25 protein-coding genes are annotated in these 26,561 nt (G+C 42.9%); 21 read left to right on the top strand and 4 right to left on the bottom strand.

Annotated elements, in window-relative coordinates; all coding sequences use genetic code 11:
- The first annotated feature begins 12 nt into the window (after window positions 1-12).
- From HQ29_RS00555 to meaB, 6 genes are all read left to right on the top strand, one after another.
- Window positions 13-657: a LolA-like putative outer membrane lipoprotein chaperone gene (locus HQ29_RS00555; RefSeq protein ID WP_036866918.1), complete on the top strand. Its 645-nt coding sequence runs from the start codon at window positions 13-15 to the stop codon at window positions 655-657.
- Window positions 658-688: 31 nt separating this feature from the next.
- A complete protein-coding gene (gene trxB, locus HQ29_RS00560; RefSeq protein ID WP_036792858.1) occupies window positions 689-1,636 on the top strand; it encodes a thioredoxin-disulfide reductase in 948 nt (315 codons plus the stop codon).
- Window positions 1,637-2,157: 521 nt separating this feature from the next.
- Entirely contained in the window at window positions 2,158-2,742 is a 585-nt protein-coding gene (locus tag HQ29_RS00565) for a DUF5063 domain-containing protein (protein ID WP_082226797.1), read from the top strand.
- Window positions 2,735-3,409 (top strand): 3'-5' exonuclease, encoded by a 675-nt coding sequence (locus tag HQ29_RS00570; RefSeq protein ID WP_036866923.1) that lies wholly within the window; start codon window positions 2,735-2,737, stop codon window positions 3,407-3,409. The genes HQ29_RS00565 and HQ29_RS00570 overlap by 8 nt, the downstream gene beginning before the upstream one ends.
- Window positions 3,409-4,617, top strand: a complete 1,209-nt coding sequence (locus HQ29_RS00575) for a class I SAM-dependent rRNA methyltransferase (protein ID WP_394332360.1) — start codon at window positions 3,409-3,411, stop codon at window positions 4,615-4,617. The genes HQ29_RS00570 and HQ29_RS00575 overlap by 1 nt, the downstream gene beginning before the upstream one ends.
- 31 nt (window positions 4,618-4,648) lie before the next feature.
- Window positions 4,649-5,737, top strand: coding sequence for a methylmalonyl Co-A mutase-associated GTPase MeaB (meaB, locus tag HQ29_RS00580; protein ID WP_036792192.1), 1,089 nt, complete (start codon window positions 4,649-4,651; stop codon window positions 5,735-5,737).
- 41 nt (window positions 5,738-5,778) lie between these two features.
- On the opposite strand, the gene HQ29_RS00585 is transcribed toward meaB, so the two are convergent.
- The 3 genes from HQ29_RS00585 to HQ29_RS00595 form a co-directional block, all read right to left on the bottom strand.
- Window positions 5,779-7,254 (bottom strand): AMP-binding protein, encoded by a 1,476-nt coding sequence (locus HQ29_RS00585; RefSeq protein ID WP_235318017.1) that lies wholly within the window; start codon window positions 7,252-7,254, stop codon window positions 5,779-5,781.
- Between the two features lie 62 nt (window positions 7,255-7,316).
- A complete protein-coding gene (locus tag HQ29_RS00590; protein WP_052089622.1) occupies window positions 7,317-8,180 on the bottom strand; it encodes an SDR family NAD(P)-dependent oxidoreductase in 864 nt (287 codons plus the stop codon).
- 160 nt (window positions 8,181-8,340) lie between these two features.
- Window positions 8,341-8,802: a hypothetical protein gene (locus HQ29_RS00595; RefSeq protein ID WP_152566450.1), complete on the bottom strand. Its 462-nt coding sequence runs from the start codon at window positions 8,800-8,802 to the stop codon at window positions 8,341-8,343.
- Between the two features lie 343 nt (window positions 8,803-9,145).
- On the opposite strand from HQ29_RS00595, the gene HQ29_RS00600 reads away from it, so the two are divergent.
- From HQ29_RS00600 to HQ29_RS00615, 4 genes are all read left to right on the top strand, one after another.
- The gene (locus HQ29_RS00600; protein WP_036866930.1) at window positions 9,146-11,209 is read left to right on the top strand and encodes a family 20 glycosylhydrolase; all 2,064 of its coding nucleotides are present in this window, start codon (window positions 9,146-9,148) and stop codon (window positions 11,207-11,209) included.
- 77 nt (window positions 11,210-11,286) lie between these two features.
- Window positions 11,287-12,867 (top strand): fimbria major subunit, encoded by a 1,581-nt coding sequence (locus HQ29_RS00605; RefSeq protein WP_036866932.1) that lies wholly within the window; start codon window positions 11,287-11,289, stop codon window positions 12,865-12,867.
- A 220-nt stretch (window positions 12,868-13,087) separates the two neighbouring features.
- Window positions 13,088-13,855 (top strand): 4-hydroxy-tetrahydrodipicolinate reductase, encoded by a 768-nt coding sequence (gene dapB, locus HQ29_RS00610; RefSeq protein ID WP_036792220.1) that lies wholly within the window; start codon window positions 13,088-13,090, stop codon window positions 13,853-13,855.
- Window positions 13,845-15,116, top strand: a complete 1,272-nt coding sequence (locus HQ29_RS00615) for a Gfo/Idh/MocA family protein (RefSeq protein WP_052089623.1) — start codon at window positions 13,845-13,847, stop codon at window positions 15,114-15,116. The genes dapB and HQ29_RS00615 overlap by 11 nt, the downstream gene beginning before the upstream one ends.
- 76 nt (window positions 15,117-15,192) lie before the next feature.
- Here HQ29_RS00615 and HQ29_RS00620 read toward each other — a convergent pair whose 3' ends face one another.
- Window positions 15,193-15,723 carry a hypothetical protein gene (locus HQ29_RS00620; protein ID WP_036866935.1) on the bottom strand — a complete coding sequence of 177 codons (531 nt, stop codon included), beginning with the start codon at window positions 15,721-15,723 and terminating at the stop codon, window positions 15,193-15,195.
- Window positions 15,724-16,315: 592 nt separating this feature from the next.
- On the opposite strand from HQ29_RS00620, the gene pyrH reads away from it, so the two are divergent.
- Genes pyrH through cobS form a run of 11 tightly spaced genes read left to right on the top strand, consistent with a single transcriptional unit; the run spans window position 16,316 to window position 26,561 of the window.
- Entirely contained in the window at window positions 16,316-17,029 is a 714-nt protein-coding gene (gene pyrH / locus HQ29_RS00625) for a UMP kinase (RefSeq protein WP_036866938.1), read from the top strand.
- 46 nt (window positions 17,030-17,075) lie between these two features.
- Complete coding sequence (gene frr / locus HQ29_RS00630) at window positions 17,076-17,636, top strand: ribosome recycling factor (RefSeq protein WP_036792226.1); 561 nt, start codon at window positions 17,076-17,078, stop codon at window positions 17,634-17,636.
- Window positions 17,637-17,677: 41 nt separating this feature from the next.
- The gene (rsgA, locus tag HQ29_RS00635; RefSeq protein ID WP_036866939.1) at window positions 17,678-18,655 is read left to right on the top strand and encodes a ribosome small subunit-dependent GTPase A; all 978 of its coding nucleotides are present in this window, start codon (window positions 17,678-17,680) and stop codon (window positions 18,653-18,655) included.
- A gap of 43 nt (window positions 18,656-18,698) precedes the next feature.
- Window positions 18,699-19,367: a rhomboid family intramembrane serine protease gene (locus HQ29_RS00640; RefSeq protein WP_036792232.1), complete on the top strand. Its 669-nt coding sequence runs from the start codon at window positions 18,699-18,701 to the stop codon at window positions 19,365-19,367.
- A gap of 9 nt (window positions 19,368-19,376) precedes the next feature.
- Entirely contained in the window at window positions 19,377-20,060 is a 684-nt protein-coding gene (locus HQ29_RS00645; RefSeq protein WP_152566451.1) for a rhomboid family intramembrane serine protease, read from the top strand.
- On the top strand, window positions 20,057-21,184 hold the full coding sequence (locus HQ29_RS00650) for an endonuclease/exonuclease/phosphatase family protein (protein WP_052089624.1): 1,128 nt from the start codon (window positions 20,057-20,059) through the stop codon (window positions 21,182-21,184). The genes HQ29_RS00645 and HQ29_RS00650 overlap by 4 nt, the downstream gene beginning before the upstream one ends.
- Window positions 21,185-21,238: 54 nt before the next feature.
- Entirely contained in the window at window positions 21,239-22,111 is an 873-nt protein-coding gene (locus tag HQ29_RS00655) for a CDP-archaeol synthase (protein ID WP_036866945.1), read from the top strand.
- A gap of 48 nt (window positions 22,112-22,159) precedes the next feature.
- A complete protein-coding gene (locus HQ29_RS00660; protein ID WP_036866947.1) occupies window positions 22,160-24,241 on the top strand; it encodes a TonB-dependent receptor plug domain-containing protein in 2,082 nt (693 codons plus the stop codon).
- Window positions 24,241-24,750, top strand: coding sequence for a bifunctional adenosylcobinamide kinase/adenosylcobinamide-phosphate guanylyltransferase (locus HQ29_RS00665; RefSeq protein WP_200878510.1), 510 nt, complete (start codon window positions 24,241-24,243; stop codon window positions 24,748-24,750). Before HQ29_RS00660 ends, HQ29_RS00665 begins: the two co-directional genes overlap by 1 nt.
- 6 nt (window positions 24,751-24,756) lie before the next feature.
- Window positions 24,757-25,794 (top strand): nicotinate-nucleotide--dimethylbenzimidazole phosphoribosyltransferase, encoded by a 1,038-nt coding sequence (cobT, locus tag HQ29_RS00670; RefSeq protein WP_036862792.1) that lies wholly within the window; start codon window positions 24,757-24,759, stop codon window positions 25,792-25,794.
- Complete coding sequence (cobS, locus tag HQ29_RS00675) at window positions 25,791-26,561, top strand: adenosylcobinamide-GDP ribazoletransferase (RefSeq protein WP_036862793.1); 771 nt, start codon at window positions 25,791-25,793, stop codon at window positions 26,559-26,561. Before cobT ends, cobS begins: the two co-directional genes overlap by 4 nt.

Below are 26,561 nucleotides of genomic sequence, written 5' to 3' on the forward strand. Positions count from 1 at the left end.
AGAAGAAACATCATGAAACATCAAATAGTAAAAACAATATTCAGTGTCTTGTTGGCTGTTGTCGCCATCGGTTCGGTGGCACAAGTGAAAGCAACGGATCCGATAAAGGCATTGTCGGACAAGGTCAGTCCGTCAGATGGTATGTTGATAGAGTTTACACTGACCTATCCCGACCAAAAGCCTGTACACGGTTGCACTCTTACGGCTCAAGGGGAAAAGTTTTACCTCAATACCACTCCGCTCACAGCCTGGTACAATGGAAAGCTTCTTTGGGTCATGTCGAGTGGGACAAACGAAGTCAATCTGACCTCTCCTTCAGAGTCAGAGCTTGAAGAGCTCTCTCTTCTTATCTCTTTGAGCAGACTGCTCAAGCAAGATTTTACAACCTCTGTACAGAAATTGCCTAATAATATGTCTCGCTTTTTGGCAACGCCGAAAGCCGGTTATGGAGGCATGCTTACCTCTTTGTCCATAGATACAGACGCATCTTACACACCTTCGATCATCCGTTTCAAGGAAAAGGGAGATAGAAAAGAGGACAAGGAGACCATCATAGAGATTAAGAAGATAACGAAACCCTATGGTACAACGGGGAAACTTTTTGAGTTCGACAAGAAAAATTTTTCCCGAAATATTGAAGTAATAGATTTAAGATAAACCAATAAATAAACAACAAAAAATGACCAACATGAACACAACTCCCACAGTGCGTTGTCTGATAGTAGGATCCGGTCCTGCGGGATACACTGCTGCCATATATGCATCAAGAGCAAATCTTTCTCCCGTTCTTTTCGAGGGGATACAACCCGGAGGACAGCTTACCACTACTACCGATGTAGAAAATTTCCCCGGTTATCCCAATGGTATCACCGGTACAGAGCTGATGATGGATTTGCGTGCACAGGCAGAGCGTTTCGGGGCAGACATAAAGCCCGGACTCGTTACGGATATAGACTTTTCCTCTAAACCTTATAAGGTAACCGTAGATGGCACCGAAAGCTATCTGGCTCATGCTATCATCATTTCTACGGGAGCCACAGCCAAATACTTGGGCTTGGAAGATGAGAAGAAGTACAATGGAATGGGTGTGAGTGCTTGCGCCACTTGTGACGGATTCTTCTACCGCAACAAGGTAGTAGCAGTAGTAGGAGGCGGAGATACCGCTTGTGAAGAGGCTATCTATCTTTCCAGTTTGGCCTCGAAAGTATATCTTATCGTTCGTAAACCATATTTGAGAGCTTCTAAGGTTATGCAAGATCGCGTTATGAAGAACGAAAAGATCGAGATTTTATTTGAACATAACACTGTCGGACTCTTTGGTGAAAACGGAGTGGAAGGCGCTCATCTTGTTTATCGCAAGGGTGAAGCAGATGAAAAGATGGTGGATATTGCCATAGACGGCTTCTTCCTGGCTATCGGTCATACTCCTAATACGGATTTGGTTAAAGGTGTGGTAGATCTTGACGAACAAGGTTACATCAAGACCATAGAAGGCTCTCCAAAGACCAATGTTCCGGGTGTCTTTGCTGCAGGAGATGTGGCAGACCCGCACTATCGTCAAGCTATTACAGCGGCAGGAAGCGGATGTAAGGCTGCGATAGAAGTAGAAAGATATTTGTCTGAAAACGAGCTGTAATATCTCTCCGAAGAGTAACAACTCTCTTTAGAAACTTTCCCGAAATGCTCAAGTAAGATTGAGCATAGTCGGTAAACTGCAAGTATTACCTCTTTTAAGGGGAGTGCTTGCAGTTTTTTATTTCCTGAAGAGATCCACAAACCATTGCTCTGTGCTATTTAGGCGCGAGAGAAATGAGTATTAAGCCGTACACTTTCTTTGATAAACCTATTCAAAAGATTGGTCGAATAGGGCAAAGAGTTGCCATCGGGCTTTGACTGCTCCCTTTCAAGCTTTGGTTCGTATATCTCAAGGTTCGATTTCCACAAATCAGCCCTTGATATTGAAATATAAAAGGCATTAAAGCTCTTTTTTGAAAGGATTAAAAGAAGATTTAATCATGTATAGACGATTATTGTAGCGTGATCAAGATTGTACCATACTGTTTTCTTCCACTCTCCATATTTATTCAATCAAAGGACAAAGTTTGTCATCAAGTATCGTTACCTTTGTATTTGGAAGTATAAATCAGCAATCGCAAGATGAGTATAAAAGTATCATCAGACAGTGATCAGGGCAGCTCTATGCCTACAAGCCTGCTTCTCGAAAGCAGTCAAGGCTGTATAGGAGCCATCTATGCCGTTCTTCGGCAAGAGTCTTCGTCCGGAAATCGTGAAGCAAAGCTTCGAGGTTTGCAGGGGCATCTGTTGGCTCTCTACTCTGCAGCTCTATCTACTCCTGTTTCGGACTATGAGGAGTATCAGTATGAAGAGTCGGAGCGCGAGTACATCGTAACCGAAGAGCAGTATAATGCCGTACAAGACAGTATCGCTGAACTGATGGGAGAGTACGATACCATAATAGACGGCTCCATAGATGTGGCTCAGCCGGAGTATGAATCCAAGGCTTTTACGGTTTCGGAACTGGTGGCAGATGTTTTTCAGGAGATAGTGGACTTTGTCTGGAACTATCGGATAGATGTTCAGACCGATGAAATAAAAGGGATGCTGATCTATGACTACCTGCAAGGATTCACTCACACGTGGGGAAAGAAGGTATTGATCATTGCTCGTGCCATTCATGATGCTATTGAGATGGAGATGGAAGGGGACGGAGAGTATGAATAGCATCCGGAAGACAAATATCACGGAGGAAGAGCTGCAAGAAGTAGAGATAGAACAGCTGTCTGAACCTGTCGTGGTAATAGACGAAACCACTTCGGATACGCAGCTGCAAGAGATAGTGGAAGAGATCCGGCATGCCAATGTCATCGGTATGGATACGGAGACAAAGCCGGCATTTAAGCGTGGAGTACATCACAAGGTGAGTCTTCTGCAAGTGGCTATTCCGGGAAAGGTTTATCTTTTCCGTCTGCCCCGAATACTGGATAGTGAGGAGAAGAGAGACTATCTCTCTTTCCTATGGTCGGAAGCACCGGTGAAGGTGGGTGTGGGCATTGGAGACGATACCAAAGCTCTGCTGTCCGACTATAAGATGGAAACTCATAACTTTTGTGAGCTTCGACACCTCTCTTCGGCTGCCGGAATAGAAGTCCTTGCTCTTTCAAAAATATATGCCGTGCTGTTCAACAGAAGGCTTTCAAAGGCGCAACGCCTGACCAACTGGGAAGCCCCCGTTCTTTCGGCACCTCAATGCACTTACGCGGCATTGGATGCCGTGGCAGGGCTCAAGATATATCTTGCGCTGAGAGAGTATATGAAAGAGGAGTTTTTGGCTTCCACCGTAGTTAAACCAAAGAGGAGAGTCATAAAAAGACGAAGAAGAAAAGTGTAATGGAAAAAGGTATATATCCTATCATAACTTTGAAAAAGGGGAAAAACGAATCGCTTCAGAGGCGTCATCCGTGGGTGTTCTCCGGAGCGATACAACACAGTTCTCAACCACTGGAAGAGGGAGAACTCGTGGATGTATATAGTGCCGAGGGCTCTTTTCTTGCTCGTGGATATTGCGAAATAGGCTCCATAGCCGTTCGGGTCTTAACCTTCAAAGAGGAGGTTATAGATAGTGCTTTTCTAAAGAGAAGATTAGAGTCTGCTTTGGATCTTAGGAAGAAGATTGGACTCATACGTCCCGATAATACCATATACCGTCTTGTGCATGGGGAAGGGGACTTCCTTCCCGGATTGGTGGTAGATGTATATGGCTCTGTTGCGGTTATTCAAGCGCATACTATCGGGATACACTTGCTGAGGGAGTCTGTAAGGGATGTTCTCCTGCAAGCCCCTTTCTCCGAGATCATCAGGAGTGTCTATTACAAGTCGGATACTACACTGCCATTCAAAGCCGAAGTAGATTTTACAAGTGGTCTTATTGGCGGAGAGAAGTTTGCAGATAACTATGCTTTGGAAAACGGCATCAAGATATATCCGGATATCCTTAAAGGACAGAAGACAGGCTTTTTCGTGGATCAGAGAGAAAATAGAACACTTCTCGAACACTACTCTAAAGGGGCATCCGTACTGAATATGTTCTGCTATTCGGGAGGCTTTTCCATCTACGCTTTACGCGGAGGAGCCAAAAGGGTAGTATCGGTGGATAGCAGTGCCAAAGCCATAGAGATGATGCAGCGAAACATAGACGAGAACAAGAGTGTATGGAGTAAGGATGCCACTCATGAGGCTTATGTGGAAGATGCGTTCCGCTATTTGGACAGGGTAGAACCGGGAGAGTTTGATGTGGTAGTACTTGATCCTCCTGCTTTTGCCAAGCATCGTAAAGTGTTGCATAATGCTCTTCAGGGGTACCGCAAGCTGAATGTGGCTGCGATGTCCAAGATGAACTCCGGAAGTATTTTGTTTACATTCAGCTGTTCACAGGCTGTCTCTCCCGAACAGTTCAGACAAGCTGTTTTCACTGCTGCGCTTCAGGCAGGAAAGCAAGTGCGGATACTTCATCAGCTAACACAGCCGATGGATCATCCGGTAAGTATCTATCATCCCGAAGGAGAATACCTGAAAGGACTTGTGCTCTATATCGACTAATGCGTTTTAATATTTAATACCGTTATCACAGATGTTTCACCCGGAGAACGACGAGAAGTATAAAGGTCTGAAAGTAAATAAGGGAGTAGAAAATGCTCCCATAGTCAGCCCATATCTTAAAAAGAGAAAGATACGTACATACACGGCTGCGGAGTATGTGGAAGGCATTCTAAAAGGAAATATGACAATGCTTTCTCAGGCGGTAACACTCGTGGAAAGCTCGCTGGAGAGCAACCAAGTGATAGCCCAAGAGGTGATCGAGAAGTGTCTTCCTCATGCCGGGAAGAGCATACGTCTCGGTATAACGGGCGTTCCCGGTGCAGGTAAAAGTACGAGTATAGATGCTTTCGGGATGCATGTTATCCGTAAGGGACATAAGCTTGCAGTGTTGGCAATAGACCCCAGTAGTGAACGTTCTAAAGGCAGTATCTTGGGAGATAAGACACGAATGGAGGATCTTTCAAAGGAAGATAATGCTTTTATACGTCCTTCTCCCTCGGCAGGATCTTTGGGAGGTGTTGCCAGAAAAACGCGTGAAACCATTGTCCTCTGCGAGGCTGCAGGTTTTGATACCATTTTTGTTGAAACCGTAGGTGTGGGTCAGAGTGAAACGGCTGTGCACTCTATGGTCGATTTTTTCCTGCTTATTCAGCTTGCCGGAACGGGAGACGAGTTGCAAGGGATCAAGAGAGGTATCATGGAGATGGCGGATGGCATTGTCATCAACAAAGCAGACGGAGATAATATAGACAAAGCCAAGCTTGCAGCATCTCACTATCGCAATGCGCTGCACTTGTTCCCCCCTGCAGAAAGCGGTTGGTTTCCCAGAGTCTTGACCTATTCGGGCTATTACGCTTTGGGTATAGATGAAGTGTGGCAGATGATTGAGAACTATGTCGCTTTCGTAAAAGAGAATGGCTACTTCGAGAAGAAGCGTAACCAGCAGTCCAAATACTGGATGTACGAAAGCATACATGAAGAACTTTTGAGAAACTTCTATCACAATAAAACGATAGAAACACTTCTTCCTCTTGTAGAGAACGATGTGTTGGAGAATAGAAAAAGCTCATTTGTTGCCAGCGCAGAGCTATTAGAGACCTATTTTGGTAAGAAGAAGTAGAAGCCGGAGAGGAACAAAAAAAGGTGTGAGACAGACTCTTTTTATTTTCTCTCTTGATTTACGGTCTCATTTAGTCCACTCTGATTGGCTACTCTTTTCCCTGTAGCCAAAAGAGAGAGCGTGCCAATATTTATCTTTCTGGGCATTTCTGCGCGGGAAAGTCTTGGACGAAGCCATGTTTTAAGCTCCTCTTCCGAAATTTCCGACCCTTTCACCGGCTCTATGTCTGCTACCAAGAATGTAACGCCATCGGTAGTCGACTCGGAATAAACTTTGGTTGAGAGGACATTCGGATGCTCTACAATGACTCTTTCTACAACTTCCGGATAGACATTTTCTCCACCACAAACCACCATCTGATCCTGACGTCCTTCGTGAAAGTAATACCCATCCGGAGTTTTGCGAGCCCTATCACCTGTGTTTTGCCATCGGTTTCTTCGCTCCTGCATAGCCCATGAGGAGGAGACCCAAAGCTCTCCTATTCCTTCGGAAGAGGTATTTCTTATTTCACATTTTACTCCTTTTATGGGCTTTCCAAGAGTAGTTTTACTATTTGCATCCAGATCTTCCGGTGTAGCCAATAGGAAAAAACCTGCTTCGGAAGTGCCATATAGATTGAAGATAATAGGGGATACCGCCGCATGTACGTGGGAGATCAGTTTGCGATCCAGCCTGTCTCCACCACAGATGATCGCTTTCAGGGATTTAAGATGTTGCTCTGCTTGCGGACATTGTATCATTCGAGAAAGCATAAGTGGAACTAAGGGCATTACCTCTATTCCATATTTTTCTATGCCACGAACTGCTTCTTCCGGATCGAATCTGCGAGTCAGCCAAACTCTTTTGCCCATCACAAGCGATACTATGAGCGTAGCTAACCCAAAGCCGTGATAGAGAGGGAGAGCAATGTAGGTAGATTCGTAGTTTTGAATACCGACTTGACGGAATAGAGCCAATAGGGGAGGGAGAAAATTTGTAGCTGAAGGCTTTCGAGATACTTCCTTGTATTTCCCGCTTGATCCTCCTGTCAGAATAGAGAATGCACCACCTCTCCAAATGCGTGGCAGGGTAGTAGAGGAAGTTTTATTATGAACGGAAGATAGCAGAGAGTCTATGGCTTCGGTTGTAATCCAAGTAAAAGGCAATGGTGTGGGTGGAAGCGCTCTCTCCCGAAGCTCTTCATCTATGATAAGAAGAGAAAACCTCCTTTTGGTGGTTAAGATTTCTTCTACCTTGGAAGCATTCAGATCTGTATTCAGAAGATGAATATCTGCTCCTATACGAGACAATGCGGGCAGAAGCATGACAGCTATATGATGATTTCTTACCAGGACTGCAATCTGATCTCCTCTTTTTACTTTATAACATTGAATAAGGAGTTGGGCTAATTTAAGGGAGTCTTCGTACAACTCTTTGTAGCTTTTCTCCTCATTTTGCCCATAGATCAAAGCCGATTTGCTCGGATAAAGTTTAGCAGAAAAATGGAGTAGAGCCATGAGAGATAAGCCTTCTTTCATAAAGGATTTTACCCAATAGAAGACTCCTTTAGGAGAGATAAAATTCTGATTATAGAGGGTTTTTATAATCGAATAGCGGTATTGAGACATCTTTTTTTCTTGAAATAGTATTTGTAGCCAATGGTTACAAGAGGAGAGAAAACTTGGGCGAAAGGAGCGGATAACCTTGCCCACCAAGGGATATATCTGCTTCGTCCGCCAATGGCAAGCTTCAAAAGTATTCGGGCTGCTGCTTCCGGTTGATAACCGGGAAGATTTTTGTAATAAAGATTAGGTGCAGACATCTCGGTGTGTACCAAAGGCATGTAGGCAATGCAAACTTTTACTCCTTCTGCAAGTAACTCTGTCGATGCCGTGCGAAACCAGATATCCGAAGCTCCTTTTGAGGAATGATAAGCAGACCATTCGGGTGCAAAAGGGTAGAGGAGACTTACAGCAGAGGTTGATATGATGGTACCATGAGATTGTTTGAGAGCAGGAAGAAGCGCAAGGGATAGATGTACTGCTGCGGTATAATTCAGTGAGATGGTTCGGTCAAAGTCATGTGCACGTGAAATGGAGTCTGATATTTTACGCTTGATGGATTTTCCCGCATTACTGAAAAAGAAGTGAACATTGGGAAGTAAGCCCGGAAGCTCTTCGCAAAGAAGGGAGAATTGCTCTTGGTTACGCAAGTCCAATGCCCGATAGATAGCAGAACAACCATGGGATGATGCCTTCCTGCAAAGCTCCCGGAGTTTATCTTCAGATCGGGCAATGAGCAGCAGATTTGCTTTTGACGCGATGAGCTCTTCCACCAAACAAGCACCTATGCCACGAGATGCACCGGTAACAACAACCCATTTGCCTTTGAAATATCGTTCTCGTTCTTTCTCAGAAAGAGAACAAATGGAAGGATAAAGCAAAGGAGCCAAATATCGTAACATAGAAGAGAGCTTTCTGTGAGTTTGTCCCAAAGATACAAAGAGAAAAATAAACCCCTCACAATTGGTATCCGAAGATACTATTGTGAGGGGTTTAGATATCCATAACGACTTACTTGTCGTACTTTAGTCTTTTTAAGACCATGCATACTCTTTCGATGAACTATAATCCTGAGTAGGTTTTCCACGCATCTTCATTGGAGAAGACCTCTTCTATTATCCCTGAAGCAGATACAAGAAACGTCTTTGTCTGTCCTTTTCTTACTTCAAAGTCTCGAGCAAGAGTACGGTAATCATTCAAACGGAGGTATTTGTTGGAGCTGCTTTGAGGGTCTATGCCATCCAAAGCCAAACATTGCTCCATATCCCGAAGCGAGCCATCAATGCAGATAGAAATAAAATTTACATCTGAACCTTTGCAACGCTCGTTAAGTAACGCATTTGTCAGTCTGGATTTTGCATCTTCAATACTCCAAAAGTGTACTATTGAAGAGTCTTCATCACCCACAGACACCGGTACTATTTCTCCCTCCACTTTGATCCTTTGCAACATATCTCCCGGATTATAACCATAAATGGCGCGCTCTCCTTTACTGACAGAAGCAGTAAGTAGTACTGAAAGCAAAATCAGAAAAACTGTTGCCAAGGCAAAAGTTTTAGAATTCATACAATAAGTTTAAGTTCACACTGGCTCTCCGGTAGCAGGCTTCTTTTTAGAGACCCGAAACGAAGAGGTATCCGATTTTCGGATACTTTTAAGCTATTCCGCTGAACAGCTAAGGGGCAAAGGTATGAAAAATATTTTTTCTTGCCAAAACTCTTATTTTAAGGCACTTCCTAAGGGACATTCTTTACCGAAGTGATATTGCAGAAGTTTATGACAGTATTCTTGGGTAGAAAGAAACAGAAATCTCTCGAAATATTACAGCCATATTTTTATCTTTACCATTCGATAATACTCACAAGGAATGCGCACGATTTTTAGACTTTTCAGCTTTTCTCTTATTGCTCTGCTTGCAATATGTATATGTACAAATGTTTATGCCTCTGTTCATCATCATCTATTGCCCAAGCCACAGAGCTATAAGGAACACAAAGGATTTTTTACTGCTCGTAAAGTCAAACTGATATCTTCTTCCCAAGGTATTCCTATTGGAACTTGGTTATCGAGAGTGGGCTTAAAAACAGATACCAACTCTCCTCATTTCATACAGCTTTCTGTCGTGGACAGTTTACCATCTCAGGTAACTCAAAACGAGGAAGAGGCTTATAGGTTATGCGTATCAGAGCAGTCCATAACTCTTTCTGCTCTGACCGAAACGGGACTTTATAGAGGATTGCAAACGCTTGCTCAGCTATGGGAACAGTATCCTCACAGACTTCCGGCTTGTGAAATTATAGATTGGCCGGCTTGGAGGATCAGAGGATTCATGCACGATGTCGGAAGGACTTACATTCCCATGTCCGAACTTAAAAAGCAAATACAACTGCTTTCATACTTTAAGGTTAATGTCTTTCATTGGCATCTGACGGAGAATCAAGCTTGGAGATTAGAGAGTAAGATTTATTCTCAGCTGAATGCTCCGGAACATACCACTCGTATGCCGGGTAAATACTATACCTTAGAAGAGGCTAAAGAATTGGTCGAATGGTGTAAACAACATCATGTGTTGCTTATTCCTGAAATAGATATGCCCGGACACAGTGCTGCTTTTGAACGTGCTATGGGATATGGTATGCAAACAGAACAGGGTAAGACTGCTCTTAAAAGATTGCTTTCTGAAGCAATAGAGGTGATGGACGTGCCTTATATACATATAGGAACAGATGAAGTGGAGTTTACGGATCCGCGTTTTGTTCCTGAAATGGTTGCGTACGTCCGTTCTTTGGGGCGAAAAGTTATCTCATGGAATCCCGGCTGGAACTATCAACTAACGGAGATAGATATGACACATCTGTGGAGTTATAGAGGTAAAGCCCAGCCCGGTATCCCCGCAATAGATAGTCGACTTCACTATATAAACCATTACGATCTTTTTGCAGATATAAGGGCATTGTACAACAGTACTATTTATAATAGCCACAATGGCTCTCCGGATCTGGCGGGAACGATACTTGCAGTATGGAATGACAGATATATTGCTGATATTCCTACCTTAATGGCTGAGAATAATTTCTATCCGACAATATTGGCTATGGCTGAACGTACATGGCTTGGAGGTGGATATGGATATTTCGATAAGAGTACAAATCTGCTTTTCGATAATTCGAGTGATATATATAAGGAGTTTGCTGACTTTGAAAGAAGGCTGCTTTGGCACAAAGATCGCTCTCTATCAGCAGAGTTAATTCCTTATGTGCAGCAGAGCCAAGCTTCTTGGATTATTGTTGATGCTTTTGAAAATGGTGGAGAATTGGAAAAAGTCTTTCCTCCTGAAGAGATCTACCTTTCAGATAAATCTTCTACTTATCCTCCTAAGCAGCTTCCTCACTATATATTTGAGGGAAAGAGGAGAGATAGCCATCAATTCTTTGGATCGGGTTTCTATCTAAGACACGTTTGGGGTAATGCTATTTGCCCTAATGTTTATGATAATCCTAAAGAGTATCACACCGCCTATGCAATGACTTGGGTACATTCTCCCAAGAAACAGACTGTTGGTTTATTATTCGAGACACAGAATTATAGCCGTAGCGAAAGCGATCTACCTCCTCCTAAAGGAAAGTGGGATTATAGAGGGAGTAAGATTTGGATAAATAAGAGAGAGATTCCGGCTCCCGAATGGTCTGCTACACATGATAAAAGAGATAATGAGATCTTGTTGGGAAATGAGAATATTCCCTCTCGAAAACCTATTCATGTAGAATTGAATAAGGGTTGGAATCATATACTGATCAAGCTTCCTGTCGGAGCATTTCGTTCTCCGGAAATACGTTTGGTGAAATGGATGTTCACGGCAAGCTTTGTCGATATCACAGGTAAACAGGCTGCAAACCTCCGTTATCACCATTTCAATACGATAAAGAAGTGAATTATGAGTAAATTTTTGTTTATGAGACCGCCTTTATTTACCTTTGACCTCCAAATTAACGTAAAAACAAAGAATTTATGAGGAAAAGCCACATTTCAGCATTAGTGTTTGCACTTGCTCTGTTCTCTTCCGGTTGTAAGGAAGAGCCATTCAGACTTCCTAATAATGGTAAAGAAACTCCACAAGAGAAACTGATGGAGCTGCATTTGACCTCTTCTACAAGATACAATGAGATGGTTTTTAGAGGAGAAGAGGAGGGGAGCAACAAACTTTTAGAGATTAAGAAGCATCTTTCGCAGGATATTCAAAGTGTTTATTTTCTTTTTTTTGCACCTTCCGGTAAAGAGTATATCCTTAAACAGCAGATATACTATCCTGTATTCAGAAGCAAAGAAGGTATAGTTTCGGATGCTTTTGAATCTTTGACTTTAACAGAAACAGGAGTCGATATAAAATTCAATCCGATCAAGATTAAGCAAAACAATTATAAGCTGATTGTTTTGTTTAACCCTTATAAGACTCTTATAGACAAGCTTGAACTTAATAAAACCAACATAAAGATATTTGATAGTCCGGTATCAATCTATGACAAAGACTCTAAAGACGACTTTTTCATCCAAAACACATACATCTGTAAAGATGGAGCGGTAACCATAAAACCCACTCCGGACACTCATGATTCAAACTCCGATACATCTCAGCATTATCAGCTATTCGAGATGACTCCCGTCAGCTCTTATTATACTCTCTCATTTGATAACATGGTCGTGGAAGGAGGACGTATCGGTGAAGAGATAAAGATCTATCCGGATGTTGTGAACAAGAGCATTGTTCCATTTCCCTCCTACTCCAAGATGATCATAAGAACCGGTGTGGAAAGCGATTTTTCCATTCCTAAGGATGGAAATTTTGGCAGCATCAAGAATTTTGATCAGGTTAATGCTCAGTTTTTTCGCATTGAAGACTCTAAGCTTTCCCGGACCAATATCGGAAAGACAATAAACATAAACTCTCCTTCCGATACTCCGTTTTACGGAATAATTCCCGAAAACACCATTCAGGGACCTGAATTTTTAGCAACCAACTGCTCGCGCTTAATTGTCTCTGTTACCTATGCTCCGGAGACAATAGAGTTAGGTTCGAGTTGGGCAACATATAAAGGACGAACATTTGACGACAATAGTTTCAAGGCTCTTATCACAAAGGTTACTACTGCAAAGGTAGATCAGCTGGATGCTTACGAGCAGGCATTTAAGAAAGACTATGAAGAAGGCAAAAAATACCTGGAAAACTTTATCAAGCAAGCTACGGGAAGCCAACGTGAGAAAGACAGAGCCCGTTACATATTATCGGGAATGAACTCTCATACCAGCTCTTATCACATTAGAGGTATATCTTACCATCATGGCGGCATCTGTTTTTATGCCATACCATTGGTTCATAAAGAGATTTTAGACTCATCCTCATCCAAGATTTTCAAACTTTACTCTTCGGTAAGAAACCACTTATACCATATCTCCGTTAGCAAGATAAGAAAGCCGGGGAAGGCAATGATTTCTCAGCTTCCGATGGACGAAGAGCTAAAAGAAGAGAAGACGTCAGGTTTTGGTTCGGGATATAATTATCCTGAAGAGGTCAGTATGAACGTTGAGTTATAATTTTTCACATAAAGAAATAAGAGACTCTTTAGATCCGAGTGGAGAGAAAAAGTTTAGGGGTTTTGGTTATCGCCGAAGCTCCTAAACTTTTTTCGGGAGACTATATCAGTTTGCAGTTTTTTTATTTTAAGCTTCATATCTGTCCCGTTAAGCTTTTGTTGCTTTCGATGGGATGAAATAATAAGTATATTTGTGAGCGAAAAATATATACGAAGACAGCATGAAAATAGCTCTTATAGGATATGGAAAGATGGGTAAAACCATCAAAGAGATAGCGGAAAGGAGAGGGCATAAAATAGTATCGGTGATAGACGAGGAGAATGTATGGGAGTTGGAAGACCGTTCATCCTCTTTTTTCACTGCGGATGTTGCCATAGAGTTTAGCACCCCTTCGTCTGCTCCGGGGCATTTGGAGGCGTGTTTCAGAGCAGGAATACCTGTTGTCTGCGGTACTACAGGCTGGCTTTCCGAGTGGGATAATGTGATCCGCACGATGGAGAAGGAGAATGGTACACTATTTTATAGCTCCAACTTCAGTATCGGTGTCTATATCTTCGGAAAGATAAATGAGCTGCTTGCCACTTATATGAATCTTCTTCCCCAGTATGGTGTTATTATAGATGAGACACATCATACCGAGAAGAAAGATGCTCCAAGCGGTACGGCTCTGACGCTTGCCAATCAGATTCTCGACAAGATAGATCGGAAGTTGGCTATATTTACCACTACGGATGGTTCGCTTGCTCCTGTGGATGAGGGTATTACCATTCGTGCGCATCGCAAAGATAATGTACCGGGCACGCATACAATATCTTACTCTTCAAAGATAGACGACATCACGATAGAGCATAAAGCTCACGGGCGAGAAGGATTTGCCACCGGAGCGATCATGGCAGCAGAATATATTCCGGGACGGAAGGGTCTGTTCTCCATAGATGCCCTGATGGAGGATTTGCTCAAGAGTAGCGAGAAAAGAGATGAACCATAATCATCTCCTTTCCTTTAGAGCCGAACCTATTCCGGTTGTACGCATCGGTATAGTTGGTTTAGGTGTAAGAGGTAGCAAGGCTTTGGATAGACTTGTAGAGATTCCCGGTGTCAGAATAGTGGCTCTTGCAGATTTGGACGAGTCTGTCGTACGGAAAGCATCGGAGCTTTTACCTTATCGTGAGGTCTCTTGCTATACCGGAGAGCGTGCCGCGACTTCTTGTGTTACGGACTCTTGTGTGGATTTGCTCTACATCACAACCACATGGGAGAGTCATGCAGAGATAGCAACGGAGGGGATGATGCACGGAAAGCATGTCGCAATAGAGGTGCCGGCAGCCATCTCCATGGCTCAGATATGGCAACTTGTAGAGACCGCCGAGCAGACCCGGAGGCATTGCTTCATGTTGGAAAACAGTGTGTACGACCGCTTTGAGCTGTCCATGCTTCACATGGCACAGTGTGGCATCTTCGGGGAAATCGTTCACGCAAAGGGAGGATATGTACACAATCTTCACAGCCAATGGCTGCAACACAGAGAAGATTGGAGATTGGCGCATAATATTGCAAGGCGAGGAGATCTCTATCCAACCCATGGAGTGGCTCCTCTCTGCCTTGCCATGAACATACACAGAGGAGATCGTCTTTCACGATTAGTCGCTATGGAAGCCGTCCCGAAGCATACTCCTCGTGTGTTGGGCGATCATTATGGCGAAGATTTCAGCAGCTTTGCAAATGGAGATCACACTCAGACCATCATACAGACAGAGAAAGGATGCACGCTCTATATCGAACACGATGTTGCCTCATACAGACCTTACTCTCGCTCTTTGCAGATTGTCGGCACGGACGGATTCGCTCAAAAATACCCTTATCCCGTACTCTCGCTGAAGCCTGAATATTGTAACGGCATCTCTTATAACAGCGTAGTTCATCCGGATCTTCCGGACTATCTGCCACACGAACAGACGGAGCAGCTGTTGCAGAAATACAGCCATCCGATCCTTACACCGGATATTCTTGACGGCATAAAGCATTTGGAGGGACATGCTCCTATGAGCGGCATTATGGACAGACGGCTTATATACTGTCTGCAGAAAGGTTTACCTCTTGACATGGATGTCTATGACATGGCAGAGTGGTGCTCTATCATTCCGCTTTCGGAAGAGTCTCTTCGTCTCGGATCAGTTCCGATAGAGATCCCGGACTTCACTCGAGGGGCATGGGATATACTGGAAAAAGTAGATTGGCATATATCTTAAACAGAAAAGGATTCGTACAGCGTGGTAGTTTTACCACATCCGTACGAATCCTTTTTTCTTTCGGACAGAGAGGTTGTTATCCTTTCACGATCTTGATAGGACGAGAAACCTGTTTGCCGTTGAGATAAAAACTCCTCTTTACCTTTATATCATTCTTTTTCCTGTGCGCTTTCTGGTTGATGGTTATTACATCTTCCGGCCAGCCGTTCCCCCAGTTCAGCACCAACTTTTCCGATTCAAACGTACTGTCGCCTGCCAATTCTCCAAAATATAAAACCTTACGTCCATTTTTGTTTGTCCCAATAAGCAGCCCATGAAATGTAGGCATATAGGCTCGGAAAACATCAGGAGTCGGTCGGTCTATTCTTTCTCCCATCTTAAAAGTCTTTCCTAAAAATATGGCGGTAACATCTTGAGAGAGCAGGTTGCCCGGAGTATTGGCATCCAAAAGATCTCTTCCCTCCTTATCTGCCACTTCTATTTCTATGTTGAGAGGATAGAAATCGAAGATGATATCGGGGTCTTCTCCCTTACAAGAGCTTGTCAGAAAAGAGCCTGCAAGCAGTAGCAGGCAAAGATGGAATAGTGTAGAAAAACTGTGTTTCATCGGATTGCGCTTTTAGTTTGATGGCACAAATGTAAAGAAAAAACGAATAACGGAGAGATCTTTTATGGAATGTATTTGAGATTTTGAACGTATATAATAGATCCGGTATTCGGTATTAAATCTTTTGCCAAACGTTATAAAATCTCGAAATCAGGCTTTGAGTTGTGGAAGTCAAGCCTTGACTTTTGAAAATCCAATCTTGAAAGAGAGCGAGCAAGCCTTGATTTGAATTTCCGATTGCGTTCAGAGCAAACTCTAAATACGGTAAATATCTTTTCTAATCAGGTTCAGACACTTTAGATTGCAGCTTAGGAAAAGAACATTTCTCTGTCTTTAAGATGTATAAAGGGCAGATGGGTTAAAGAATAGATGTTTTTCCAAAATGTTCTATCTCCGAATAACCACCGTTACAGGCATGAAAACAGCATCATGATGCAAAATTCGGAGCGTGGAGAAATAGGGTATAAACCGTTTTGGATGCGGAGTATTAAACTAAATTCTTTATCTTTGAGGGATAGAGAAGGTGGCTTTTGTGCTTCCTTCTGCCGAATAACAGAAATACGAATAATATTATACCTAGCAGAGATTGGAAATGAAGAGAGTCTTATTGAAACTCAGTGGCGAAAGTCTCATGGGAGCACAGTCCTATGGCATAGACCCTTCCCGACTAAATTCATACGCACAAGAGATAAAACGCTCTCGTGATTTGGGTATTCAGATTGCAATAGTAATAGGAGGAGGAAACATCTTTAGAGGTCTATCCGGAGCCACTCAGTCCGGTTTCGATAGAGTAAAAGGAGATCAGATGGGGATGTTAGCCACGTGTATCAATAGCTTGGCTCTAAGCTCTGCACTGACGGCAAACGGAGTGGATAATGTGGTCTATACCGCCATCCGAATGGAACCAATAGGGGAGTTTTACGATAAATGGAAAGCAATAGCAGCCCTTCAAGCCGGTAGGGTGGTCATCTGTGCGGCAGGTACCGGAAATCCTTTCTTTACCACAGATACCGGTTCGTCTCTCCGAGCGATAGAGTTGGAAGCGGATGCCATGCTTAAAGGAACGAGAGTGGATGGCATATACGACAAAGACCCGGAAAAGTATCCGGATGCTATTCGTTTCGATCGGATATCCTACTCGGATGTTATAGCCAAAGATCTGAAGGTAATGGACGTAACGGCTACGGCAATGTGTATGCAGAACAAGATGCCTATCGTGGTATTCGATATGGATACACCTGGAAATCTGTTCAAGCTTCTCTCCGGAGAAAATATCGGTACACGTGTCTATATAGATAAGGAGTAACAACAATAGAGAGTAAACAATCATCAAAAAACAAGTATAATAATTTATGGAAGATATTAAAGTAGTTATAGAGCACGCAGAAACTCTAATGAATGATGCCATTTCATTTTTAGATGAGCAGCTGGCACGTATTCGCGCAGGTAAGGCAAATGTGAAAATTCTTGACGGTATCATGGTGATGTACTATGGCAACATGACACCTTTAGCCAATGTCTCGTCTCTTACTACTCCGGATGCCAAGACTATTCTTATCACTCCGTGGGAGAAGTCTATTATTAAGGACATAGAAAAGGCAATCATAGATTCGGATCTTGGAATCACTCCGGAAAATAACGGAGAGCTTATCCGCATCGGTATTCCTCCTCTTACAGAAGAGAGACGTAAGCAGCTCGCCAAGCAGAGCAAGCATGAAGCGGAAACTGCTAAAGTGAGTGTTCGAAATGCCAGAAGAGATGCAATAGACCAGCTTAAAAAGATGGTGAAGAACGGTCTTGCCGAAGACATGGGTAAGGATGCAGAAGCAAAAGTGCAGAAGATCCACGATAAGTTTGTACAAAAGATAGACGAACTCTACGCAGCTAAAGAGAAGGAGATACTTACTATTTAAGAGAAGAGAAAAGCTCTGCTCCTTTGTTTTGTGGATAGTAGATGACATCGCTACAGACAGGAATTATTATAGGAAATCCGGGTAATGAGTACACTGTTCGCAGTGAGGGAAAAGATTATCCGTGCAGACTGAAAGGACGCTTCAAGATAAAGGGGATAAGGACAACCAATCCTATTGCCATCGGTGATAGGGTGCGGTTTTCCATTCCCGAAGGTTACGGAGAGTCTTCAAGTGGTAAGGCGGATCTTTGTTGCTTTATTACTGAGATACTGCCCCGGAAAAACTATATCATCCGTCGGAGCATCAACCTTTCCAAAGAGGCACATATAATAGGAGCCAATCTGGATAGGGCATTGCTCATCGTTACGATAAACTATCCGGAAACACCGCTTACATTCATAGACCGATTTTTGGCAACAGCCGAGGCTTATGGTGTGGAAGCTGCTTTGGTCTTCAATAAGATAGACCTTTACAGCGATGAGGAGCAACAGATGCTCGGACAGCTCTGTAAAATGTACGAGGAGATAGGGTACAGGTGCTTCTCCGTCTCTGCTATCGAGAATAAGGGAATGGAGTCTCTCCGAGAGTATGTAAGCAGAGGCGTAACGCTCCTGTCCGGTCAGTCCGGAGTGGGGAAAAGCTCCATCATAAATGCTCTTGTGCCTACCGCCTCTTTACGGACAGCGTCTATCTCTTCCACTCACCTTGCCGGTGTACATACGACAACCTATTCTACCATGATAGATTTGCCGGGTGAGCCGGACTCTTTCTTGATAGATACGCCGGGAATAAAGGGGTTCGGAACGTTGGATTTTGACCCTAAAGAAGTGGGACATTTCTTTCCGGAAATCTTCCAAATGTCGAAGTCTTGCCGCTTTTCCAACTGTACGCACACTCACGAGCCCGGATGTGCCGTAAATGTAGCTGTGGAAGAGGGGCATATTTCAGAGTCGAGATTCAGAAGCTATCTGAGTATCTTGGAAGATAAAGACGAAGCCAAGTACAGAGAAGCCTACTGAGTTTCTCGGTTATTATAAAAATCTATATCATCATAAATGCATAATGAACCCTTTAAGTCATTTCCCTCCCGTTACAAAAAACCTTGTGATCATAAATGCTTTGGCTTGGGTTTCCATGTTCGTCCTTTCAAGGCTGGGCTGGGATCTCACTTATCTGCTTGGTTTACACTACTTCCCAACAGAGAGTTTTAAGCTGTGGCAACCTTTCACATATATGTTCATGCATGATGCTTCAGGGTTTTCTCATATATTCTTTAATATGTTTGCCTTGGCGATGTTCGGACCAAGTCTGGAGAGAATATGGGGTGGAAAGAAGTTTTTATTCTTTTACCTCTTCACAGGGATTGGTGCCGGCATTGTGCAACAGATCGTTTGGTATCTCACTCTTACAGGATACTCGGAGTATAGTATATTCCTTTCTTCCGGTTATTTAGACCAGTTTATAACCGTGGGAGCAAGTGGTGCCATATTCGGAATACTGCTTGCCTTTGGTATGACCTTCCCTAATGTCCCCATGTATATCATGTTCATACCCATACCTATCAAGGCAAAATATATGATGATAGGATATGGACTTATAGAACTGTTTGCCGGTATCCATCCGGGAGCAGGGGATAATGTCGCTCACTTTGCACACTTGGGAGGGATGTTGTTTGGTCTCATCCTTATACTTATCTGGCGCAGAAAACACGGGAAAGAGGTTTATTACTAAACAGTAGACGTGGTTAATATCAGACAACAACGAGGACATCTGCCACTCTTTTGGTGGTGTGCCGGTATGTGTACACTGTCTGTACTCTTTTGGTTGCTTCCCGTCTCCGGGGATCTTCTGTTTACTCCCGCACTTACATCGGTTGCAGATGCACCGTGGACCTTGCTGTCGTATCCTTTTTTTCACAAGACCTTCTTGCATTTGGGCAGTAATATCTTGTTGTTTACCGGGGTTATACTTTTTTCTCTCTTTGGAGATAAGAAGGTTTACATCTTTCGTCCTGTTTTATATACCATTTTTGCATTTCTGTTCCCTCTCTTTCTTTTCACTGCTACTACTATTTTAGTCCCTCAATGGATGGGGTCTCTTAGTGGCGCATCCGGCTTGGCTTTGTTTGCTTTCGGCAGTGTGCTGGGGTGTTATAAGAGGCTTCCTTTTTACCTGTTTGCATTTCTTGGTATCGCAACTATTCTCGGACTGCTTTTGCTAGGGAATAGTGCCGGACATATTGTCCATCTGGGGGCACTTATATTGGGGATTGTTTTTGGAAAGAAAAAAATTTTTCTCTACTCTGTGACAAAAGGAGAAGCAGATAGAACGGATATGAAAAAACAGATACATGAGTCCGGATATACTTCTCTGTCCGGATCTCAAAGAAAACAACTCATTCGGAAAGGTGGCATAAAGAGATGAAGCATCGCTATAAAATATTTAAGCATCTTACTCTCACTATTGAGGGCGTTGTTAATGCTCTGTTCATTTTGGCATTTGCAATAGCTCTTCTTGCTCCTTATATCTCTCCGAAGATTACCGTACTGCCTGCTTTTTTCAATCTTTCGTATCCGGTATGGTTCTTTCTCCTACTGCTCTTTTTCTTGTTTTACCTTTTGAGAAGACGCTGGCTCTTGTTTGGCATATACTCTGTCTTGCTCCTTTTTGCCATACCATACAGTTTGGCATATTGCCCGGTAAGATTCGGAACAAACAAAGCTCCTCAAGATGCAGAAGTGATAAAGGTGATGACCTACAATGTGAAGAGCTTTAAGGGAAAGTCCAAGAATGGGGAGACCGCCATTAAGTTCATCAATAATTCGGATGCAGATATTGTCTGTTTGCAGGAAGCCATATTTAACTCAAACTTAGAGAAGAATACGGCTCTTCTGAAAAAGAGTTTTGGCAAGGAGTATCCCTATATTCATGAGCATGTAGACTATGAATCTCACTCTCAGGGATTGGTTTTGCTAAGCAAGTACCCGATAATAAAACAGATTCCGATCCGTTACCCGGCAGATGGTAACAGCTCTTGCTCCTATATGTTGAAGCATCATGGAGGTGAGAAGATTATGGTGGTCAATAACCACATGGAGTCTTATCGTCTTACCCAACGGGATAAGCAGACGATTAAAGGATGGATAAAGAAAGAACCGCTATTGAATATTCCCCGTATCTACTCCGGATTGAGAGAAAAGTTGGGACCTAAACTTGAAACGCGAGCATTTGCAGCAGGCGTGGTAAAACAGACAGTAGATTCGCTCTCCTTATTGTATGCTCCGGCGTACTCCTTTGTCTGTGGAGATATGAACGATACTCCGATGTCTTACACCTATAAAACAATGCGATCCGATATGAGAGATGCATACAAGGATGCCGGTTCGGGATTTGGGTTTACTTACAATGAGAGGTTCTTTTGGTTTCGTATAGATCACATTTTTTATAGCGGAAACCTCAAGGCTTATCTCTCAAAAGTGGAGAACAAAGAAGGTGTAAGTGATCATAATCCTCTTATTGCAGAGTTTTATGTCATCCCTATAGATTAAAATATTATAGTTAAATTTGTTTTCAGATACCCTATTAAGGTATTCTGCTTGATTATGATAAAGTCCAATTTCGTACAGCGTACCATTTATGGTTCTATATATGTAGTTCTGATACTCGGAGCTATTTTTTCAAACTCTCCATACTTAACGGGGGCACTATTGGCAGCTATGGGTTCTTTGGGAATCTTTGAGTTCCAGTCCATTGTCTCCATAAACAGGGATCGTTTGTTCCTGAAAATATGGCATTCGCTAATGGGACTTTTGCTCTTTTTTATCGTTACGACAAGTGGAGTAGAGCCTTTGGATCAGAAGGAGAAAATAATATTCTCTCTTCCTTACACGGCTTATGTGTTTTTCTACATATTGGCAGAATTATTCCGAAACAGAAAGAGTCCGATAAGAGAAGTGGCTTACGCTTTTGCTGCACATGCTTATTGTATAATTCCTTTAGCGGTAGTGCATAGGTTGTGTGTGGATAGCACTCTGATATTACCCGAGAATATCCCGACTTGGATGAGTCATACTTTCTGGCTATTGCCGATGTTTGTATTCATTTGGATAAATGATACAGGAGCGTTTCTGGTAGGAAGTCTGATGGGGAAAACAAAGTTATTTGAACGTATATCTCCAAAGAAAACGTGGGAAGGGTTTATGGGCGGTGTCCTTTTTACTCTTTTGTTTTCTATTGGTTTCTACTTCTTGTTCCCGGAAGTACTTTCCTTTTTGCAATGGCTTATTCTTGCTCTTTTGGTATCCATACTTGCAACGTTGGGAGATCTGTTTGAATCCCTGCTGAAAAGGACATACAATGTCAAGGATAGTGGCAGTATAATGCCCGGACACGGAGGAATATTGGATCGGATAGATTCTCTTATAATGGTTTCCGTTCCGGTCTTCATATTTGTCTGCATTGTCTCTATGCTGTAAGATACACAAACACTCATAAAGAAGTTAAACATTTACATTACATCAAACATGAAAAAGTTATTACTTACATGCTCTCTTGTTGCTCTTGCAACATTGGGATATGCTCAAGAATCTAAGAAAGATCCATTACAAATAGGAGACGTAGTGGTTACTTCTACAAAGACTAACATTCCTCTAAAGAATATCCCTCAAAGAGTAGAGATTATAACACAGGAACAGTTAGCCTCTACGGTGGCAAAAGATCTGGGAGAATTGCTATCCAGATTTACTAACGTGGATATGATTAAATATCCCGGAGCAAGTTCGAGTATAGGTATGAGAGGTTTTTCACCAACTGCCCATGCAAGAGCCTATACTTTAATTATGATAGATGGTCTGCCTTCAGGAACAACAAATGTCTCTACCATTCCGGTTTCTCTCATCGAACGAGTGGAAGTCATAAGGGGACCTTATGCTGTGCTTTATGGTACAGATGCTATGGGAGGTATAATAAATGTCATAACCAAAAAGGCTATGCCTACATCAGAACTTGGTTGGGGTGTCAGCTATGGTAGCTTCAAGCATCATACTATTGATGTTCACTATGCGGCGAAATATGATAACCTTGGAGTTGTGTTAGGTGTACAGAGTGATGCTCAGAAGGATGATTATAAGATAGGAGACGGACATATGCTCCCTTTGACGGCCGGACAAAAAGCTACTGTCAATAAAGATTCTTACAACAAGCCATATCCTTGTACCAAGATAGATCACTTGCAGTTGATGGGTAAATTGAGCTACGACTTTACCGATGACCTTAAAGCCGGAATCACCGGAATGTTTTACAATGCGGATGGCATAGATAGTCCGGGAGCTTATCCTGCAACCTATCCTTCTCTTAAGCAAGCAAAGAGATCCAACGTACAAGGAAATGTTGAATGGAGATTGGGATCTCACAATCTTTCTATATCTCCATACTTTGCAGTAGAGAATTCAGGATTCTACGAAAAACTGGGAGGAAAAGATAACTTCCTGAACTTCCGTGATGATATTAAGAGTTATGGGCTAAAATTATCGGATAACCTGACTATCTCCAATTGGAATGTTCTGTTCGGAGTAGATTATGACATGTATAAGTATAGCTCTGAACGTCAAGAGGCAGCGGGTAAACCTATTGCTCCATATAAGCCGGACAACTCCTCTCTACGTATCAGCGGATATAGCCAAGTAACATACACGAATGAAGGACTGACATTCAATTTGGGCGCAAGAGCTAATGGTTTGCGTTCTACAACCTATGCCAACAAACTTCTTGCAAGTGAAAAGAAGGATGATAACCACTTCTATGCCAATCCTTCTGCGGGCATAAAGTATGTTATGGATAATGGTCTCAATTTCCATGGCTCTTACGGAAATGCTTTCTATGTACCGGATCCTCTTTACACAAGTGGTTTTTACGAAATAAAAACCACTTGGGGTAATTACAAGTATGTAGGCAATCCAAATCTTAAACCTGAAACTTCCCATACATTTGAAGGTGGTTTTGGTTATGGAAACAGCTTTATCAATATAGACTTGAATTACTTCTACACGCTTTATAACGGAAAGATCATAAAGGATACCTCTCGTCCTGAAAACTTCTATATCAATGCGAAAGCCGGGGAAATGCAAGGATTGGAAGCATTGGCTTCTATAGATTTTGGAAAATTGATGAGTCCTTCTCTCAATCTTGAGCTTTATGCAAAAGGAACTTATCTGTTCAAAAACAGAGTAAAGGAGGCTGATGTTTGGAAAGCTGCCTTGTATGTTGCAAACACAAACCTTAATGCCGGAATCTATTTCAAGTACAGATTCTTGTCTGCACGTCTTAATACAAGATACGGAGGCTCAAGATACGAGCAATCTTTCGCTAAACATGCTGCGGAAGCATTTATCGAAAAGGATGGTTATGTTGCGAAAGACAAAGTGATAGAAACACCTCCACATCTTGTTACAGACCTTTCTTTAAGAGCCGACTTTAACAGAATGATTGGGTTGCAGTTCCAAGTGAACAACCTTTTCAATGAAAACTACGCATTCAAAGACCAATACTATATGCCGGGAAGGAATTTCCTTGCAACCCTTAGGGTTGGTTTGGAATGGAAGAGATGATGCGTAAGATCATCTATATATCAGGTGGACAAAGATCGGGAAAGAGTAGCTTCGCTCAACAGACAGCGGAGCTACTCTCTCCGTATCCTGTCTATCTTGCCACGGCACATGTTTGGGACGATGACTTCAGAGAGCGTATCCGAAGACATCAGCAGGATAGAGGACCGCATTGGACGAATATAGAGGAGGAGATAGAGATTAGCAAGCACGATCTTTCCGGGAAAGTAGTGTTGCTCGACTGTGTTACATTGTGGCTCACAAACATCTATCATGCCAATGGATATGCTCTCCAAAGCTCTCTCGAACAAGCCAAAGAAGAGTGGAATAAGTTTATAGAACAGCAGTTTACACTCATTGTTGTAAGCAATGAAATAGGGATGGGACTACACGCTCCTGACCAATCTTCCAGACATTTTACCGATTTGCAGGGATGGATTAACCAGTATATCGCCGGTTTGGCAGACGAAGCATATTGTATGATATCGGGCATACCGTTAAGACTAAAGTAAGAGAAAATGAACTTTCAACAACAACTACAACGGAAGATAGACACTCGAACCAAGCCCATAGGATCGCTTGGTGTTTTGGAAAGACTGGCTTTCAAGATAGGATCTATCCAAAAAACATTAACGCCGGAGCTGAAAAATCCGGCAATGATAGTCTTTGCCGCAGATCACGGCATAGAACGAGAAGGGGTGAGTCCCTGTCCAAGAGAGATGACATGGCAGATGGTTCTCAACTTTCTTCGTGGAGGAGCCGGAATCAATGTCTTTTGCAAACAACACGGATTCAATCTCACTGTTGTGGATGTTGGTGTCGACTATGACTTCGCTGAGGGTCTGAACGTGGCTCGAGAGAAGATTGCAAGGGGAACGGAAAATATTCTCCACGCCCCAGCCATGAATATAGAGACTTGCCGGAAAGCGATGGAGGTCGGTGCAAAATATGTTCGCATGGAGCATGAGCGAGGATGCAATGTGATAGGATTTGGAGAAATGGGTATTGCCAACACCTCTCCTGCTTCTCTTCTTCTGCATCACTTCACCGGTGCTCCTTTGGAAATCTGCGTGGGACCGGGAGCAGGATTGGATGCAAAAGGAGTAGAGCACAAACTGAATATTCTGAAGCGTGCCTATGCCAAGCATAAAGTTTCCACCCCATTAGAAGCTCTTGCCACGTATGGCGGCTTAGAGATTGCTGCTATTGCAGGAGCAGTGTTGGAGGCCAAAAGATTGGGAATGGTGATTATAGCCGATGGTTTTATAACCTCATCCGGCTTTCTTTCTGCCTTTGAAATAGATCATGGCATCATAGATAATGTGATCTTCTCGCACGCATCCAAGGAGCAGGGGCATCAAGTAATGCTTGCCCACATGAAAGGGGAGCCGGTACTCCGTTTGGACTTGCGCTTGGGAGAGGGTACGGGAGCAGCCATAGCTTATCCTATCATACAGTCTGCCCTCGTTTTTCTTAATAACATGGCATCTTTCGATGAAGCTGAAGTTTATGAGGTGGAGCGATACAGAGAGACGCCTGAGAACTTACGTTCATGATACGCAAAGAGATAGACTATTTTCTTCATGCTCTGATGTTCTACACCCGAACTCCGCTTAGGAGTGTGGAATATAAGGCAGAGAGTTTGAATAAATCTTTCAGATACTTTCCTCTAATAGGGCTCCTGATAGGAGCTTTAGGGGGAAGTATCACTTTTTTATTATCGTATATCCTTCCGAATGAACTTGCATTGCTCCTCGGTCTTGCCTTTTTTCCATTTTTTACCGGAGCTTTTCATGAGGATGGTCTTTCCGATTTTTTCGATGGTTTCGGAGCGGGACGGACAAAAGAGCGCATCTTATCTATAATGAAAGACAGCTCGATAGGAGCGTATGGTATCATTGCTCTTATCTTTCTGCACCTGTTTAAGTTTGTCTCTTTATATCCATACACTCCTCTGCTTTGGCTCTATCTTTTCATGGCATCTCATGCCAGTAGCAGGCTTCTTTCCACGTTTTATATCCGTTCGTCCAAGTATGTAAGGAAAGAGGAAGAGCATGGCAAGGCAGAGCATACCCGTAATGGCATTACTCCGACAACACTTGTAGTCGCCTCCATATTCGGACTCACACCTCTTTTCCTGATTTCATGGAAAGTTGCACTCTTTGTTCTTCTCCTTGATACTGCTTTTGCTCTTACCCTCAAGAGCTATACGGAAAGAAAAATAGGAGGATATACGGGGGATGTTTTAGGGGCTGTACAGCAGATAGGAGAGTTGATTGTCTATCTATCTTTTGCTCTTGCCACTACTCTTGTTTGGGTATAA

Origin of the sequence: Porphyromonas canoris (genome assembly GCF_000765975.1) — a bacterium.
GTDB lineage: Bacteria > Bacteroidota > Bacteroidia > Bacteroidales > Porphyromonadaceae > Porphyromonas_A > Porphyromonas_A canoris.